Consider the following 16219-nt stretch of genomic DNA (forward strand, 5'->3'; position numbering starts at 1 on the left):
GGTGAAGTATGAATAAAAAATGGGCGGCAGTTCTTGTATTGTCCGGATTCATAGTAGGTCTGACAATATGGGGTGGAGTCGCAATTAAACAATATATGGCTGATGCTTTACCAAAAGAACCGTCATACCTGATTAACAGCGAAGTGAATGAACAGGAACAAAGCTTTCTCGACGAGCTGGCTATGACCAGGGAAGAGGCGCTGTTTGAAGCGCAGCAGAAAGTCATCCAGATTGAAACACCAATCGGCTCAATCGGGTCAGGTTTTATTTATAATACAGAAGGTGCAATTGTGACCAATGCCCATGTAGTAGCTAACGCATCAGAAGTAACGGTGATTACAGCAGATTCGGCACGCCACACCGGTTATGTGACAGGCATCAGTACGGAGATGGATGTGGCTGTGATTCAGGTGGATGAACTTGCCGGACGTGAGCCGATGGCGCTTGAACTTGAAAAGGAGGCCCAGCTGCTTGATCAGGTACTGGCACTTGGCAGCCCACTCGGATTTCAGAACACGGTTACTTCAGGTGTGATTGATGGTATTGACCGGTCATTTGCTATTGAGCCATTCAAATATGAAAATATTGATCAATTTACTGCAGCCATCTCTCCCGGAAATAGTGGAGGGCCGCTGCTGAATGCAGATTCAATGAAGGTAATTGGCATTAATTCCGCTGAAGAACCGGATCAGAATCTGGGATACAGTATCCCGATCGCAGACGTTACAGGAATGATTGATGAATGGATTAACGCGCCGATGGAAGAGTTGCCTGCTTTTGAACAATATGCAGATCAGACAGGGGATGCTGTTGCGCCGACAGTTGAAGAACAGGCGCTGTATATTGCGCAGTATTATCTTTCGAGTATCGAATTCGGTGATTACGTGACAGCATACTCACTATTGAGTGTTTCTATGCAGGAAGAATATACATTTACAGAATTCAAAAACGAATTTCAAGACCTGCTGTCCATTTCGCTCAAATCATCAGATTCATTTGTTGTTTCTGATGAAGTAGAAGTCCGGGCATCAGTTGAAAAAGAAGAACTCATTAACAACCAGCCAGAGTCAACCCTATTCAACTACCGCTTCCTGATCACACAGGAAAACGGACAATTTAAAATTAAGAGACTGGAATACTCAGAAGATGCATAAAAAAACCTGTCGCCAACGCGACAGGTTTTTCCTATTTTATCATCCATTTATCTGCCCAGCTCTGAATCCCATCTAAAATAGGTGTCAGTGACTCACCCATATCAGAGAGTCTATATTCAATCCGTACAGGCGTCTCCGGGAACACTTCCCGGATCACAAGTCCGTGTTCCTCAAGTTCCTTCAGTCGTTCAGTCAGAATTTTATTACTGATCTGAGGGATCGGCTCTGCAATTTCTGAAAAGCGTTTCGGACCATCTGCCAGTACGCGTATGATCACGCCATTCCAGCGTTTGCCCAGGATTTGAAAGGCCTGTTCGAACTTAGGACACAGTGACATCGCAGCCATATGACTCCCTCCTTTATATACTTTGGTTCATTCATTATACAGCAGGAGGGACATATGGTCACCTGTCAGCGTTTAAGCTCTCATAGATCTTCACATGTGCATAGGCTGCCTCAAGGATCGGCGTCCCGATTTTTTCTGCCTGTCCTTTTTCAAGCAGCCACCCCTGCAGGTGTGAGGTTTCAGTCTGCAGGCCTTTTTCCATATCGCGCAGCATAGAAGATTTCATCTCTTCATTCATCTCTTCCATTCTGATCATTTGCATCTCAGGCAGGTTATCTGCAATAGGCGCCCCGATTGCCTTCATAACAGACGATATTTCCTGAAGCAGCCGATCCAGTGTGTGGCGCGCCGACGGTATCTGCACAGTTGGTCCAATAGGAGATCTCATCAACGTCGTAATACCGGACATCGCTGTAATAAATGAATACTTATGCCACATATCCTGCATAATATTTTCGCTCTGTCTGAAGCCGGCATTTGCTCCTTCAAAAGCCTGTTCAAGCGCGATGATTCTGTCAGTTTTATGGCCGTCTCTTTCCCCGTATACAAGTTCATGAACAGGACTGGACTGAATAACATGTCCTTCCGCATCAAGTGTGGTCTCAATAAAACAAAGTCCGCCAATAACCTGGTCCCCGAATGTATCCACCAGTGGATCGAGGTGTGCGATCCCGTTCAACAGCGGCAGGATTAGCGTTGATTCATTTACAAAAGGTTTGATATCTTCAATCACCTGATCAAGATGATAAGCCTTGGTCGTGATTAGGATGACGTCATAAGTCTGACCCTGATCGTCTTTTGTGATCAATTGGGGGGTTCCGGTGAAGTCCCCATGAGGACTCTTTATAACGAGTCCGGTATTCCGAAGTTGTTCTTTGCGGTTCTCCCTGACAAGAAAAGTAACCTTCTGCCCTTTTTCCATCAGACGTCCACCAAAATATCCTCCGATTCCTCCTGCACCTGCAATTAGAATATTCACATTAAAAGCCTCCTTATGAGTATCTATTCATTATCATACGACATTTTTGTACAGGTTACGAAAAGAGTACTCAAACTATACTGAATATTGTAAAAAATTTCTTTTCATTTAGGAGTATTATCACTATAATGATGTTGTTAGCTTATATACGACCGGGGGGTTAATAAATGAAGGGGATCGGGAAAAAGATGAAAACAGAGAAAAAACTTTCAGCTTTACTAAGCCGTATTTTTTTAATTTCAGCAGCATTGATGCTGGTAAACATGGTCGCACAGGTGGCTATGTATGGGGTGCCGGAATTCACTTTAATGAACGTGCTGTATAATACGCAATTTTTACTTCTGGTTTTTCCAGCGCTTTATTTTAAGTTCTCGAAACAGGCGATATATTTTAAGGAACTGTCTGTGTTATCTACATTACTTCTCGCATTTATATTTTACTCAAACGCCTGGGTGAACGTACCGTACTTCTGGTTCGTGCCGCTGGGCATTGCAGCGGTATATGCCGATGCATTGCTGATGAAGCGGTCATTGATTGCGACAGCATTCCTGCTTGGTGCAGCACAATTTGTGCATCTATATTTTGCAGAGCCGATGGTAGTGGAAACCTCGCTGGAATATTCGATTCTGACAGGTGCTTATCATATTGTTCAATATGTGCCGATTGCAGTGATCCTGTTATATGCGGTTAAAAGAGCGAGTCAGAAGAATCAGGAGAGCATGGAATTACAAACGAAGCTGAAAGAAATGCTAACAAATGTTGAAACGACTGCAGACCGTCTTGAAAATATGGTGGACGAACTGACTGGGCAGCTTGCTGATTCATCCGGCTCTGTTTCTGCAGTCAGCAGGCAGCTTGAGAAGATGGAGCAATCATCCGCACATTACAGGCAATCTTCAGCAGCAGCTGAGGACAATGTTTCAGGCATTGTTTCGAGAGTGTCAGACGTTTCGAGAAGGTCTGAAGAAATGAATGGCCTGACCGACAAAGTGATTTTATCAGCAAAAGAAAATAAAGAAAATTTGAAAGGTACAATCGAACAGATGGAGGAAGTGCAGCAGCAGTCTGGACATTCAGCTGAAACTGTTCAGGTACTCGATGAGAAGACACAGGAAATTGACGCTGCACTGAATCAGATCTCAGGTATCGCTGATCAGACTAATCTGCTTGCGCTCAATGCTTCTATTGAAGCAGCGCGTGCAGGTGAACATGGAAAAGGCTTTGCGATTGTAGCTGAAGAAGTCAGAAAGCTGGCTGAAGAGTCATCAGCTGTGTCAGTCAATATCAGAGAAGTGGTTGCAGAAATTTCTGCTGCAAAAGAACAGGTAGTCGGTTCGCTTGGCGAAACAAGAAATAAAATCAATCACAGCATGAACTCCATCCACCAGACTTCAGATGCATTTGAAGAATTAATCAGCAAACAGGAAGAATTAAAATCACAATTCAGCCTGATCTTTGATGCATCAAGACTTTCAGCAGAAAGTGGAGCGTCTGTCCAGCAGTCAATGCAAACGATGCAGGAGCATGCGTCTGATAATGATAAGGGAATTGAAGATATCATTCATACCGTACATGAACTTGAAACTGCTTTTGATGAAATCGCCCGTTTTGCGTATGCTGTAAAAGAACAGGCAGCACACCTGACAGGAGATCTGAAAAAAACATCATGAAACCTTTTGGATATGCTGTACGTCTATTAGTAGCAGAGGAAAATGCTGCCTAACCGAAAACAAAAGGAGAATGTAAATGATGAAACGTATGCTCACAGCTCTTTTAACAATGGCTTTAATCATTCCGGCATTTCAAACAGCAAATGCCTCAGACCATAATACTGATGAAGGAATCGATGAAAGATTCGGTTTGCCGATCCTTGTGCTCGGTGGGAATCTTGATGATGCCCAGAAGCAGGAAGTAAGAGAGATGCTTGGTGTCAATGACCCTGAAACGGTCGAAGAAGTCGTCGTTACAGGAGAGGACCTTGTCCGTTATATTGAAGGGGAAGACAGTAGAGCACGCATGTATTCTTCAGCGAAAATCACGCGCGAAGATGAGGGGCACGGTCTGGTGATAGAAAGAGTAAATCCGGAAAACATCACACAGGTAACAGATACGATGTATGCAAATGCTTTGCTGACAGCAGGAATTGAAAACGCCACTGTTGAAATCGCATCTCCTGTAAAAGTGAGCGGTCATTCTGCGCTGACAGGCATTTATAAAGCCTATGAGGTGAGCGGAGAACAGCTTGATACAGCCCGTCTTGAAGTAGCCAATGACGAACTGAATCTGGCCACGGACCTTGCTGAAGGAGAAGGGATAGACCAGGAAAAAGTGAGTGAATTGCTTGCAGAAATCAAACAGGCAATCGCTGAACAAAACCCTGCAACCCGTGAAGATATTGAACAGATTATCAATGATCAGCTGTCTAACCTTGAAATTAACTTAAGTGAAGAAGACAGACAGCGTTTAACGGATCTGTTTGAGCAGATGCGCAATCTGAATATTAACTTTGATAACGTTTCTGAACAATTGAATGATCTATCTACGGCCATTCAGGATCGTTTGAGTGATGTAGTCAATGATGAAGGATTCTGGCAAAGTGTCAGAGATTTCTTCCAGGGGCTGATCGATGCGATTTCAAATCTGTTTGGCGGAAGTGAAGAAGAACCAATTAACGAGTCATAAGATATTTTGAAGGATAGCCTCAGCTTAAACTGAGGCTATCCTTTTTTTGTATAGACAGGAAATTAATAAATATTCTGAATGATAAATAATTATAATGTTATTTAAATAAAATATAAGTCGGAATGTGAAATGTTTCACTCTTGTAAAGTTATAAAAAATAGGTTTAAAAACCTTATCACATCAAGGTTAATGAGAATTCCTATAAAATCAATAGGAATGAAGTTTATCTAACTCTGATAATGCAAATTTATTCAATTTGTCAAAAAAGTGACGAATTGCTATTGAAATATTACTGTAACATCGTATAATAAGGTTTATCAAAATTCAGAAAACTAAATATATTAGAAAAATAAAAAGAACGTGCAATATTGAGGGGGATCACAATGAAGACACAGGAGAAAGTGCTGGATGTAAAAGGTCTCCGCGTTTCATTCTTTACGGATGAAGGAGAAGTGCCTGCGGTTGATGATATCGATTTTTACGTCCGGGAAGGTGAAGTACTTGGCATCGTAGGAGAGTCAGGTTGCGGCAAGAGTGTTACTTCACTTTCAGTGATGGGACTCATTCCAAGCCCGCCAGGCAAAATTATCGGCGGAGAAATTAAATTAAACGGTGAAGAACTGACAACAGCTTCTGAAAAAAGAATGAGACAGATTCGCGGTAATGATGTTGCGATGATCTTCCAGGAGCCGATGACATCGCTGAATCCGCTATTCACAATTGGTAACCAGCTGATGGATGCCATGCTTATACATAAAATGGGGAACAAAAAACAGGCGAAGCAGCGATCGATTGAAATGTTGAAACTTGTCGGCCTGCCAAGAGCTGAAGAACTGATGAATGACTACCCGCACCAATTATCGGGCGGGATGCGTCAGCGTGTCATGATCGCGATGGCGATGGTCTGTAACCCGAGACTGCTGATTGCAGATGAACCGACAACAGCACTCGATGTAACGATTCAGGCTCAGATTCTGAAACTGATGAAAGATCTGAATACGAAAATGAACACAGCCATTATGATGATTACCCATGACCTGGGTGTCGTTGCTGAAACATGTGAACGCATTGTCGTTATGTATGCAGGGAAAGTTGTAGAAACAGGACCTGCCGTTGAGATATTTAAAGATCCGCAGCATCCATATACGAGAGGACTGATTCAGTCAGTTCCTGATATGCGTTATAAAAAGCAGCGTCTGTATTCAATTCCGGGTAATGTACCAAAGCCCGGCTCTATTAAGCAGGGATGCCGTTTTGCAGACCGCTGCGAATTCGCTTTTGACCGCTGCAGACAGGAAGATCCTCCTTTATACCAGACAGCGGAGGGACATTCGACAAGATGTTTCCTATTTGATGAAAAGGAGGAAACTGCACATGACAACAGAAACACTGTTAAAAGTTGAAAATCTTAAAAAACACTTCCCGATCCGCGGCGGCATACTCGGTAAAGAAGTAGGATCCGTGAAAGCCGTCGAAGGTGTTTCCTTTGAAGTGAAAAAAGGCGAAACGCTTGGGATTGTAGGAGAGTCCGGGTGCGGAAAATCAACGACCGGACGAATGCTGCTGAGACTGATCGAACCGACGGAAGGTAAAGTGTACTTTGAAGGTCAGGATGTGACAAAACTCAGCACAGGGGATATGAGAAAGCTGAGAAGGGACATGCAGATGGTCTTTCAGGATCCATTTGCTTCTTTAAACCCGCGTCATACAGTAGAAAAAATTCTCGAAGAGCCGATGAAGGTTCATGGCATCGGCACACCGAAAGAGCGTAAACAAAAAGTACGCGAGCTTTTGGAAATTGTGGGGCTGAGCAGTTATCACGCAAAGCGTTATCCTCACCAGTTCAGTGGTGGTCAGCGCCAGAGAATCGGGATTGCCCGTGCCTTAATGACGCAGCCTAAGTTAATTATCGCAGATGAGCCGGTTTCAGCGCTCGATGTATCCATCCAGTCTCAGGTGCTGAACCTGATGCAGGATCTGCAAAAGGAATTTCAGCTTACGTATATCGTGATCGCACATGATCTCGGTGTCGTTCGCCATATAAGTGACCGTGTAGGGGTGATGTATCTTGGCCGGATGGCTGAGCTGACAGACAGTGAAAAGCTGTATGACAAGCCGCTTCATCCATATACACAGGCACTATTATCAGCGGTTCCAATTCCGGATCCACTGTATGAAAAAGATGCAGTCGTACTCGAAGGCGATATTCCGAGTCCGTCGAACCCGCCATCAGGGTGCGCATTCCACACCAGATGTCCATTTAAAATGGATGTCTGCTCACAAAAAGTTCCTGAACTGAGGGAACATGAACCTGGACACTACGTTGCCTGCCATTTATATACAGAAGAAGGCAGTGCAGCGGGTCAAAATAAACAACCACTTGAGGAGGGAAAGTATGAATAAGAAAGCTTGGTTATTGTTTTTTGTTTTATTACTTACAGTATCAACAGCTCTGTTTGGCTGCTCGAGCGATGACAGTTCATCGGATGACGGCGGTTCTACAGGCAATGACGGCGGCGGTGACGCAGCTGAAGAGACAGATGGGGAAACTCAGGACACATTGGTATTTGGACGCGGTGGCGACTCAGTTGCACTTGATCCGATTACTGTAACAGATGGAGAATCATTCAAAGTAACAAAGAATATCTTTGAAACAATTGTTGAATTTGGTGAGCAGGATACTGAAATTAACCCTGGTCTTGCAGAAGAATGGGAAGTTTCAGAAGATGGTCTGACTTACACGTTTATGCTGCGTGATGGAGTGACTTTCCATGATGGAGAAGCTTTCAATGCTGATGCGGTTGTAGCAAACTTTGACCGCTGGGCGAATGGTACAGAAGATAAATTCTATTACTATAAGTCAATGTTTGGCGGATTTGGTGATGAAGAAGGACATGTAATCGACTCAGTTACAGCAGTTGATGAGTCAACAGTTGAAGTCAAACTGAAGCGTCCACAGGCACCATTCCTTAAGAACATTGCAATGAGTCCATTCGCAATCGTTTCACCTAAAGCAATTGCTGAAATGAGCGAAGATGAGCTTGCTGAGAATCCTGTAGGTACAGGACCATTCAAGTTTGTTGAGTGGAGAAGAAATGAGCGTATTGTTCTTGAAAAGAACGAAGACTACTGGAATTCTGAATATCCAAAAGTAAATCAGGTTATTTTCCGTTCAATTCCTGAAAACTCAGCACGTCTGAATGCACTGATGAGCGGTGAGATTGACCTTGCAGACGGTATCAACCCAAGTGATGCTGCACAGATCGAAGGAGATGAAAATCTTCAGTTGTTCGAACGTCCTTCAATGAACGTTGGATACCTTGGTCTTACTGCAACACGTGAACCATTTAACGATCCTAAAGTACGTCAGGCGATGAACCATGCAATTGACCGTCAGGCAATTGTTGATGCATTCTTCGAAGGACGCGCAGAAGTAGCGAAAAACCCAATGCCACCGGTAATTGCCGGCTATAACGATGAAATCGAAGGCTATGAGTATGACCCTGAAAAAGCAAAAGCACTTCTTGAAGAAGCAGGTCTTGGCGATGGATTTGATATGGAACTTTGGGCAATGCCAGTTCCACGTCCATATATGCCGGATGGCCAGAAGGTAGCTGAAGCAATTCAGAGTAACCTTGCTGATGTAGGCATCAATGCTGAAATCGTAACGTATGAGTGGGCAACGTATCTTGAAAAAGCACGTATGGGAGAAGCGGATGCATTCCTTCTTGGATGGACTGGAGATAACGGAGATGCTGATAACTTCCTTTATGTACTGCTTGATCAGGACAACATCGGAAGTAACAACTACACGTACTATGAAAATCAGGAAGTACACGATCTGTTAATTCAGGCACAGTCTGAAACAGATGAAGATACACGTAACCAGCTTTATATGGAAGCTCAGGAACTGATTCACCAGGATGCACCATGGGTACCGCTTGCACACTCTACGCCTCTAATGGCAGGAAGTGCAAACCTTCAAGGCTTCATGCCTCACCCGACTGGTTCTGACTGGTTACACACAGTTTATTTCGAATAATTCAGTAAGACCTTTTTTCGGGGGAAGGTGAACATTCGCCTTTCCCTTTTCTTTTTGGGTATTGTTCTAAACATTGGCGGTTGATTGAAGCTTCAGGCGGACGCTTTCCGGACGCTGGACCGTTTTGTGGTCCGATATGGCCTCCTTACCTTCGGCTGTGGAGTCTCAGCTTCCCTCTTATCGTCCCGGAGTCGCCGCCTTACGCTTCAATCAACCACTGTAGAATAACGATAATGGTTTTACCAAAGAAACTTCAAAAAAGAAACTAGATTATAAATACCATTTAGCAGATGGTTGGAGTGCAGGGCGAAGACTCCTGCGGCAGGAAGGGACAGGTGAGACAGAGCATGGCGAAGCCTGCTGGCTCACCGCCCGGCCGCGGAAAGCGAAGCCCTGCACGGAAACCAGCTGCGGTTTTTAAAAAGCAAAAATCCGTTTTACATAAAAAACATCATGTTGAACTTTGAGGGGTGAATGAATATGCTCCAGTATATTATCAGACGATTACTGCAGCTGATTCCTGTATTGCTGGGAATGACTTTTATCGTATTCCTGATTATCCGTGCGATTCCAGGTGATCCTGCACTCGTAATTCTAGGACAGCAGGCAACTGAAGACGCAGTCGCAGCACTCAGAGAATCACTTGGGCTGGATGAGCCTTGGTATGTACAGTATTTTCAGTATCTGGGGAACCTGCTGACTGGGGATTTGGGAGAATCAATCCGGACAAGAACACCGGTAAATGAAGAAATCTGGCCTTATCTGGCTACTACTTTTGAACTTTCTATTTTTGCGATTGTCATCGCAGTTATTGTGGGTGTAAATGCAGGTATTATCTCTGCCTGGTTCCAGAACTCATGGTTCGATTACACCGCAATGGTCCTTGCACTTGTTGGTGTATCTATGCCGATCTTCTGGCTTGGCCTGATGATGCAGTATCAATTTTCACTTCAGTGGGACTGGTTCCCGACAACCGGACGTGAAAATGTACGTGACCCGGTTAATGCCATTACGAATCTGTATCTAATCGATACATTGATTCAAGGGCGATTCGATCAATTTGTTGATGTGCTGAAACACCTTGTCATGCCGGGACTTGCACTCGCAACGATCCCGATGGCAATCATCGCCCGTATGACACGGTCAAGCATGCTTGAAGTTATGAAATCTGATTATATCCGTACTGCACGTGCTAAGGGTGAAAAAATGTTTTGGGTTGTTTATAAGCACTCTTTAAAAAATGCAATTATTCCTGTTCTTACAGTCATTGGTCTGCAGACGGGTCTATTACTTGGAGGGGCAATTCTGACTGAGACAATCTTTGGTCTTCCCGGGGTTGGGCGTTACATCTATGAAGGAATTTCATCACGTGATTATCCTGTTATTCAGTCAGGAATTTTAATCGTCGCCTTTATCTTCGTCATGATCAATCTGATTGTTGATATTCTGTATTCAGTCATTGATCCGCGGATCCGTTATAACTAAAGACATGAAAGTAAGAGAGGAGTGACTTACAATGGGTGAGCCAGCTCAAAAACTGGAACCGGCTAATAAGCCGCCTCAGGAAGAAACGATTTCCCCTTGGAAAGAGGCATGGAGGAAGTTCAGAAAAAATAAAATTGCACTCGTTGGAACAAGTATTGTTTTCTTCTTTATTTTAGTGGCAATATTTGCACCTCTGATTGCACCGCAGGGTATAAATGAACAGGATCTGCCGAATAGACTTCAGCCGCCTTCAGCAGATTTCTGGTTTGGTACGGATGACTTTGGACGGGATATTTTCTCCCGTGTGGTCTTTGGAGCAAGACTATCGCTAACAGTAGGGTTTCTTGCTGTAGTCGGATCTGCCATTGTCGGCAGTATGCTCGGAATTATTGCAGGGTACTACGGTAAATGGGTGGATACAATTATCTCCCGTATTTTCGATATCATGCTTGCTTTTCCAAGTATCCTTCTGGCGATTGCGGTCGTTTCGATTCTTGGACCATCACTTCGTAATGCACTGATTGCGATTGCCATTATTAATATTCCAAACTTTGGACGTTTGATCAGGTCACGGGTATTAAGTGTAAAAGAAGAAGAGTATATTATGGCTGCAAAAGCGATTGGTATGAGCGACAGCAGAATTCTGTTTTCGCATGTACTGCCGAACTCAATGACGCCGATCATTGTACAGGGCTCGCTTGCGATTGCAACAGCTATTCTTGAAGCCGCAGCGCTTGGATTCCTTGGACTTGGTGCGCAGATTCCTGAACCTGAGTGGGGCGCAATGCTAGCTGCTTCCAGAGCACTTCTGGTGCAGGCTCCATGGACGTTATTCTTCCCTGGACTTGCGATTATGCTCGCTGTTCTTGGGTTTAACCTGATGGGTGACGGGTTGCGGGATGCACTCGATCCAAAAATGAAAACATAAAAAAATCCGCCGGAGACCCCGGCGGATTTTTTCATTCATACTCTCTCTTTTTTTAGTAAGTCTCTGATTTCAGTCAGCAATTCAGTCTGAGGATCAACCACAGGTGCTGCTGCTTCCTCTTTCACTTCTTCTTTACGCTTAAAGCGGTTGATCAGTTTGACGAAAAGGAAGATTGCAAACGCCACAATAATAAAGTCAATAATAGCCTGAATAAAGATTCCATATGTAACTTCAGCATTTCCAACCGTCAGGGCAAGTGCTGAGAAATTTACGCCTCCAAGAATGATTCCAACGATCGGCATAATAATATTTTCAACAAGTGCAGTCACAATTTTTCCGAATGCAGCACCAAGTACAACAGCAATCGCAAGCTCTAGTACGTTACCGCGCATCGCAAACTCCCTGAATTCCTTCAGCATATTCTTCCACCATCCTTTTTGATTATTATATACCAATTCACTAAGCAATTGGCTATGTTAAAGTCCATTTATCATTTAATGCAGCTGGTGATTGGAGCAGAAGGGGGCGACTCCAGCAGGAGAAGTCGGACAGGTGAGACCCCGCAAGGCGAAGCCTGAGGAGGGCCGATTGAACGGAGCCAAAAGACGGCTCATGCGAAAAGCGTCCCCCTGGAGCGGAAATCACCAGCCAGTATTATCAGCGACCACAACTTAATAGACAAAGAAAAAACCGGCTGCCAGTCAGCCGGTTACAGAAAAAATCTCTTCCTGTTGCTTAATATATTCAATCGTGCGGTCATTAAATTCCTGCGGCTGGTCAATATTACACACATGACCAGACTTACGGATTGTCACATAACTTAAAGATGGATCGCGCTTAATAAGCTCCTCAACAGGTGCCCTGAAAAGGTAATCCTCCTGTCCCATGACAAAGAAAGTAGGGACACCTTTATGATCAAGCTGTAGCTTTGCCAGATAAGGATTAATCATTTTAGTCAGCGAGAACCATTTGATAAATTCCTTCTGACACATCTTCTTAGCGGAATTCACAAAAGCAAGGCGTGATTCCTCGTGGCGTCTGTTTGGCATAATGATCCATGCAAACAGTTTGTATAGCAGCATATATGGGATAAAGCGCTTTGTTGTACGTCCGACCCACAATAAAAACTTCGTGCGGATATCAAGCTGAATGATTGCGCCGCACAGTGTCTGCGAGCGGACATACCGCGTATACTCACTTGTTATCGTCTGAACGACAATTGTCCCGAGTGAGATCCCGATAAAATGTGAATGAGCTATTTTTTCAGCATCAAGTACATCAATGACTTCTTTTGCAATTTCTCTGAATGTGTCACCTTTTCTCCAGCGGCCGCGCTCAGATTGGCCGTGCCCGCGGAGATCGATTACAAGTACATTAAAATGTTTTCTATATTCTTTAATCTGTTTGAACCATATGCTCGAACTGCCTCCCGCTCCGTGAATGAATGTCACCCAGGGGAGGGACTGCTGTCTGAAATACGTACGATAATGAAGCAAAGGGGCAACTCCTTTACAAACTTTTTCTTCTACTATCTAAACACACTATGAAGCTCTTAATCAACTGTTAGTGGGTTTCAAAATACAGGTGTTTGTGCAGACTGCAGCCGGGATTAAAGGCTGAATTGCATGAAGGGCATGCTGAATTTGACTGCAAATATTCGTCAATTGTCAACTCAATTCCACATTTCCCGCACAGAATTGCTTTTTCGCTAAAACGTTCAGCAGGCCATACCTGTCTATGTCCGCAGCCATTTTCATCGTGACAGCTGACACAGGGGAAGTATTGTCCGCAGCAATAAAATTTGATTGCAATAATATCTTTTTCGCTGTGATAGTGGGTACATCTCGTTTCAGAATCTATGACAGCACCGTACACAGGATGCCCGTGAATAATTTGTGTCGATTTCATTTTTTCACCTCTTATACACCAGATTACCATAATGAAAATCCGGCTTCTCCATTTTACCTAAAAGGTGTATGATAGCGTTAACAAAAAATCAGAAGGTGATCATATGCTCGTACTTGCTATGATTGAGCGTCTGGGTATCATCGTTACAGTTGCTTTTCTGCTAACGAGATTACCATTTTTCAGAAGACTGTTCGACTCACAATCTAAAATTGATAACAAACAGCGGATTCTGCTGGTAATTGTCTTTGGCTGCTTTGGCATCATCGGCACGTATACAGGTATTATTGTCAATCCGATTGAAGATTCGATGGACCGGTGGACAAGAGTGCTGAATGATGATGAAGCAATTGCGAATTCAAGAGTACTCGGCGTCGTTGTAGCAGGTCTGCTCGGAGGCTGGCGCATTGGCGTCGGTGCAGGGCTGATTGCCGGGATCCACCGGATGACGCTTGGTGGCTTTACCGGCATTGCATGCGGAGTGGCCACGATTATTGCCGGGATCCTTGCAGTCATAATTTCAAAAAAGCAGAAGAAGAACAGAATTATTTCACCACAGGCTGCCTTTATTGTAGGCGCTTCTGCTGAGGCTGTACAAATGCTGATCATTCTGGGGGTAGCACGGCCTTTTGAACGGTCTGTTGCACTTGTAGAGGAGATTGGGCTGCCAATGATCCTCGCAAATGGAATTGGTACAGCATTATTCGTCCTGATTATCAAAAGCGTTATTCAGGAAGAGGAGCGTATGGGGGCTGTTCAATCCCAGAAAGCACTCCGGATCGCCAATTTGACACTTACGCATATGAGAAAAGGGTTAACACCTGTATCTGCAGCAGAAGTATGCGCGATACTATATAAGGAAATTCCATCTTTAGCGGTCGCGATTACAGACCGTAAAAAAATTCTGTCTCATATCGGCAGCGGTTTGGATCACCACGGGGCAGGGGAAGAAATACGGACTGAAGCCACAAGATACGTGATTGAATCCGGACAGGGCGTGACAGTAGGTAAAGACTCTATTCAGTGCATGGACCCTGACTGCATGCTTCAGGCGGCTGTCATTGCGCCTCTTAAAAGAAAAGACCAGACAATCGGCACGTTAAAAGTATACTTTTCATCAGAACGTGCGATCTCGCCTATTATGCTTGAATTGATTAACGGTCTGACAACTTTATTAAGTCATCAGCTTGAAATTGCAGATGGGGAGAAACACCGTGAACTTGCGAGAGAATCTGAGATCAGGATGCTTCAGGCGCAGGTCAGTCCTCACTTTTTATTTAACGCACTAAACACGATTGTATCGCTGATCAGAACAAATCCGGACCATGCAAGAAAGCTGTTGATCTCATTATCAGCGTTTTTCAGACAGAACTTAGCAGGTACTACAAGAAAAGTCTCTACACTAAGTGAAGAGATTGACCATGTAAAATCATATTTATCAATTGAGGAAGCCAGATTTTATGATCGCCTGGACGTCCTTTATGAAATTGAGGATGCCGCGCTGTCAGCATCTGTTCCGCCGCTCACTCTGCAGCCACTCGTTGAAAACGCAGTAAAGCACGGGCTGAAGGCGAAAAGCGAAGAAGGCAGATTGATTGTAAGAGCCTTTAGAGATAGGGACAGAATCAGAATCGAAGTTGAAGACAATGGAGAAGGAATTGAAAAAACCCGGATCGAATCACTCCTTGAAAGTGCAGTCACATCTGAAAAAGGAACCGGGATTGGTCTATATAATCTGAATGAACGCCTGATCAAAATCATCGGTGAGCAGTCAAAGCTGACTATTCAATCAGCAGAAAAGAAGGGAACCATCGTCAGCTTCTCGGTTCCCTATCCAAATGAAGAATTTGCTAAAGGAGTTATGTAGCCATGGAAATACGGGCAGTGATCATTGATGATGAACCGCTCAGCAGGCAGGAACTGCTTCATTTATTAAAAGTCCATTCAGATATAATGGTGATCGGTGAAGCGCCGTCTGCAGAAAAAGGAATGGAAATGGTGCTTACAGAAGAACCGGACGTTCTGTTTCTGGATATAGAAATGACCGGTATGAACGGAGTGGAGCTGGCTGAAGCACTTCAGAAAATGAAAAAACCGCCGGCCATTATTTTTGCAACGGCTTATCCGGATTATGCTGTAAAAGCCTTCAGGGTGGAAGCGGTCGACTATCTGCTGAAACCATTTGACGAAACACAGCTCGAGCAGGCCATCAGGCGGTTAAAATTAAGAATACAACCCAAAGAAGTAAAGCTGCCTTCTGCCGGAAGACTGGCAGTGCAGAGTGAAGACAGGATCATTTATCTTGAGCCGGGTGAATTACTATATGTATACAGAGAAGGGCGCGATACGTTTCTGGTCAGTGAAAAAGGAACGTATCCAACTAAATCCTCTTTAAAGGATCTTGAAAACAAGCTTAAGCCATTTTCATTTTTCCGGGTTCATAAAGGATATCTGGTGAACATTAAAAAAGTGGAAGAACTCGTCTCCTGGAGTACCAATGTATTTGAACTGAAAGTAAGAAACAGTGATAAGCTGATTCCAGTCAGCAGAAATTATGTAAAAGATTTACGTGAAGCGCTTGAACTGTGAAGATTTTCTTCATACAGTTCAAGCGTTTATTTTTACTTTTCAAACCGGATTTACATCACGTTGTCCGTATTTTGTCCAAAAAATGAACAGAGCAGATAAAATGAAAGCG

The 16219-nt window shown here is 43.9% G+C and carries 15 protein-coding genes; 10 read left to right on the forward strand and 5 right to left on the reverse strand.

Annotation, left to right across the window (positions count from 1 at the left end):
* Window positions 1-8: 8 nt before the first annotated feature.
* Window positions 9-1154, forward strand: coding sequence for a S1C family serine protease (locus tag KP77_RS03030; protein ID WP_052473930.1), 1146 nt, complete (start codon window positions 9-11; stop codon window positions 1152-1154).
* Window positions 1155-1185: 31 nt separating this feature from the next.
* Here KP77_RS03030 and KP77_RS03035 read toward each other — a convergent pair whose 3' ends face one another.
* Window positions 1186-1500 carry a winged helix-turn-helix transcriptional regulator gene (locus KP77_RS03035; RefSeq protein WP_041121270.1) on the reverse strand — a complete coding sequence of 105 codons (315 nt, stop codon included), beginning with the start codon at window positions 1498-1500 and terminating at the stop codon, window positions 1186-1188.
* 58 nt (window positions 1501-1558) lie between these two features.
* Window positions 1559-2479, reverse strand: a complete 921-nt coding sequence (locus tag KP77_RS03040; RefSeq protein ID WP_041121271.1) for a ketopantoate reductase family protein — start codon at window positions 2477-2479, stop codon at window positions 1559-1561.
* A 167-nt stretch (window positions 2480-2646) separates the two neighbouring features.
* Between KP77_RS03040 and KP77_RS03045 the strand changes: the two genes are divergently transcribed.
* The 7 genes from KP77_RS03045 to KP77_RS03075 all read left to right on the forward strand — a co-directional run bounded on the left by KP77_RS03045 (window position 2647) and on the right by KP77_RS03075 (window position 11616).
* Window positions 2647-4149, forward strand: coding sequence for a methyl-accepting chemotaxis protein (locus KP77_RS03045; RefSeq protein WP_041121272.1), 1503 nt, complete (start codon window positions 2647-2649; stop codon window positions 4147-4149).
* A gap of 76 nt (window positions 4150-4225) precedes the next feature.
* Window positions 4226-5161, forward strand: a complete 936-nt coding sequence (locus KP77_RS03050) for a DUF1002 domain-containing protein (RefSeq protein ID WP_407637910.1) — start codon at window positions 4226-4228, stop codon at window positions 5159-5161.
* 383 nt (window positions 5162-5544) lie between these two features.
* The gene (locus tag KP77_RS03055) at window positions 5545-6564 is read left to right on the forward strand and encodes an ABC transporter ATP-binding protein (RefSeq protein WP_041121273.1); all 1020 of its coding nucleotides are present in this window, start codon (window positions 5545-5547) and stop codon (window positions 6562-6564) included.
* Window positions 6536-7564, forward strand: a complete 1029-nt coding sequence (locus KP77_RS03060; protein ID WP_041121274.1) for an ABC transporter ATP-binding protein — start codon at window positions 6536-6538, stop codon at window positions 7562-7564. Before KP77_RS03055 ends, KP77_RS03060 begins: the two co-directional genes overlap by 29 nt.
* Entirely contained in the window at window positions 7557-9203 is a 1647-nt protein-coding gene (locus KP77_RS03065; protein ID WP_041121275.1) for an ABC transporter substrate-binding protein, read from the forward strand. Before KP77_RS03060 ends, KP77_RS03065 begins: the two co-directional genes overlap by 8 nt.
* 480 nt (window positions 9204-9683) lie before the next feature.
* A complete protein-coding gene (locus KP77_RS03070; RefSeq protein WP_041121276.1) occupies window positions 9684-10688 on the forward strand; it encodes an ABC transporter permease in 1005 nt (334 codons plus the stop codon).
* A gap of 31 nt (window positions 10689-10719) precedes the next feature.
* A complete protein-coding gene (locus KP77_RS03075; protein ID WP_041121277.1) occupies window positions 10720-11616 on the forward strand; it encodes an ABC transporter permease in 897 nt (298 codons plus the stop codon).
* Window positions 11617-11651: 35 nt separating this feature from the next.
* Here the strand turns inward: KP77_RS03075 and mscL are convergent, their stop codons facing one another.
* The 3 genes from mscL to KP77_RS03090 all read right to left on the reverse strand — a co-directional run bounded on the left by mscL (window position 11652) and on the right by KP77_RS03090 (window position 13524).
* A complete protein-coding gene (mscL, locus tag KP77_RS03080; RefSeq protein ID WP_041121278.1) occupies window positions 11652-12035 on the reverse strand; it encodes a large conductance mechanosensitive channel protein MscL in 384 nt (127 codons plus the stop codon).
* Window positions 12036-12317: 282 nt separating this feature from the next.
* A complete protein-coding gene (locus KP77_RS03085; protein WP_041121279.1) occupies window positions 12318-13112 on the reverse strand; it encodes an alpha/beta fold hydrolase in 795 nt (264 codons plus the stop codon).
* A gap of 67 nt (window positions 13113-13179) precedes the next feature.
* Window positions 13180-13524: a CHY zinc finger protein gene (locus tag KP77_RS03090; protein WP_041121280.1), complete on the reverse strand. Its 345-nt coding sequence runs from the start codon at window positions 13522-13524 to the stop codon at window positions 13180-13182.
* Window positions 13525-13627: 103 nt separating this feature from the next.
* Here KP77_RS03090 and KP77_RS03095 point away from each other — a divergent pair, with 103 nt between their 5' ends.
* Both KP77_RS03095 and KP77_RS03100 read left to right on the forward strand, forming a co-directional pair.
* Window positions 13628-15388 (forward strand): sensor histidine kinase, encoded by a 1761-nt coding sequence (locus KP77_RS03095; RefSeq protein WP_041121281.1) that lies wholly within the window; start codon window positions 13628-13630, stop codon window positions 15386-15388.
* A gap of 2 nt (window positions 15389-15390) precedes the next feature.
* Entirely contained in the window at window positions 15391-16110 is a 720-nt protein-coding gene (locus KP77_RS03100) for a LytR/AlgR family response regulator transcription factor (RefSeq protein ID WP_041121282.1), read from the forward strand.
* Window positions 16111-16219: the final 109 nt, after the last annotated feature.

It is taken from the genome of Jeotgalibacillus alimentarius, from assembly GCF_000829445.1.
GTDB classification, from domain to species: Bacteria; Bacillota; Bacilli; order Bacillales; family Jeotgalibacillaceae; genus Jeotgalibacillus; species Jeotgalibacillus alimentarius.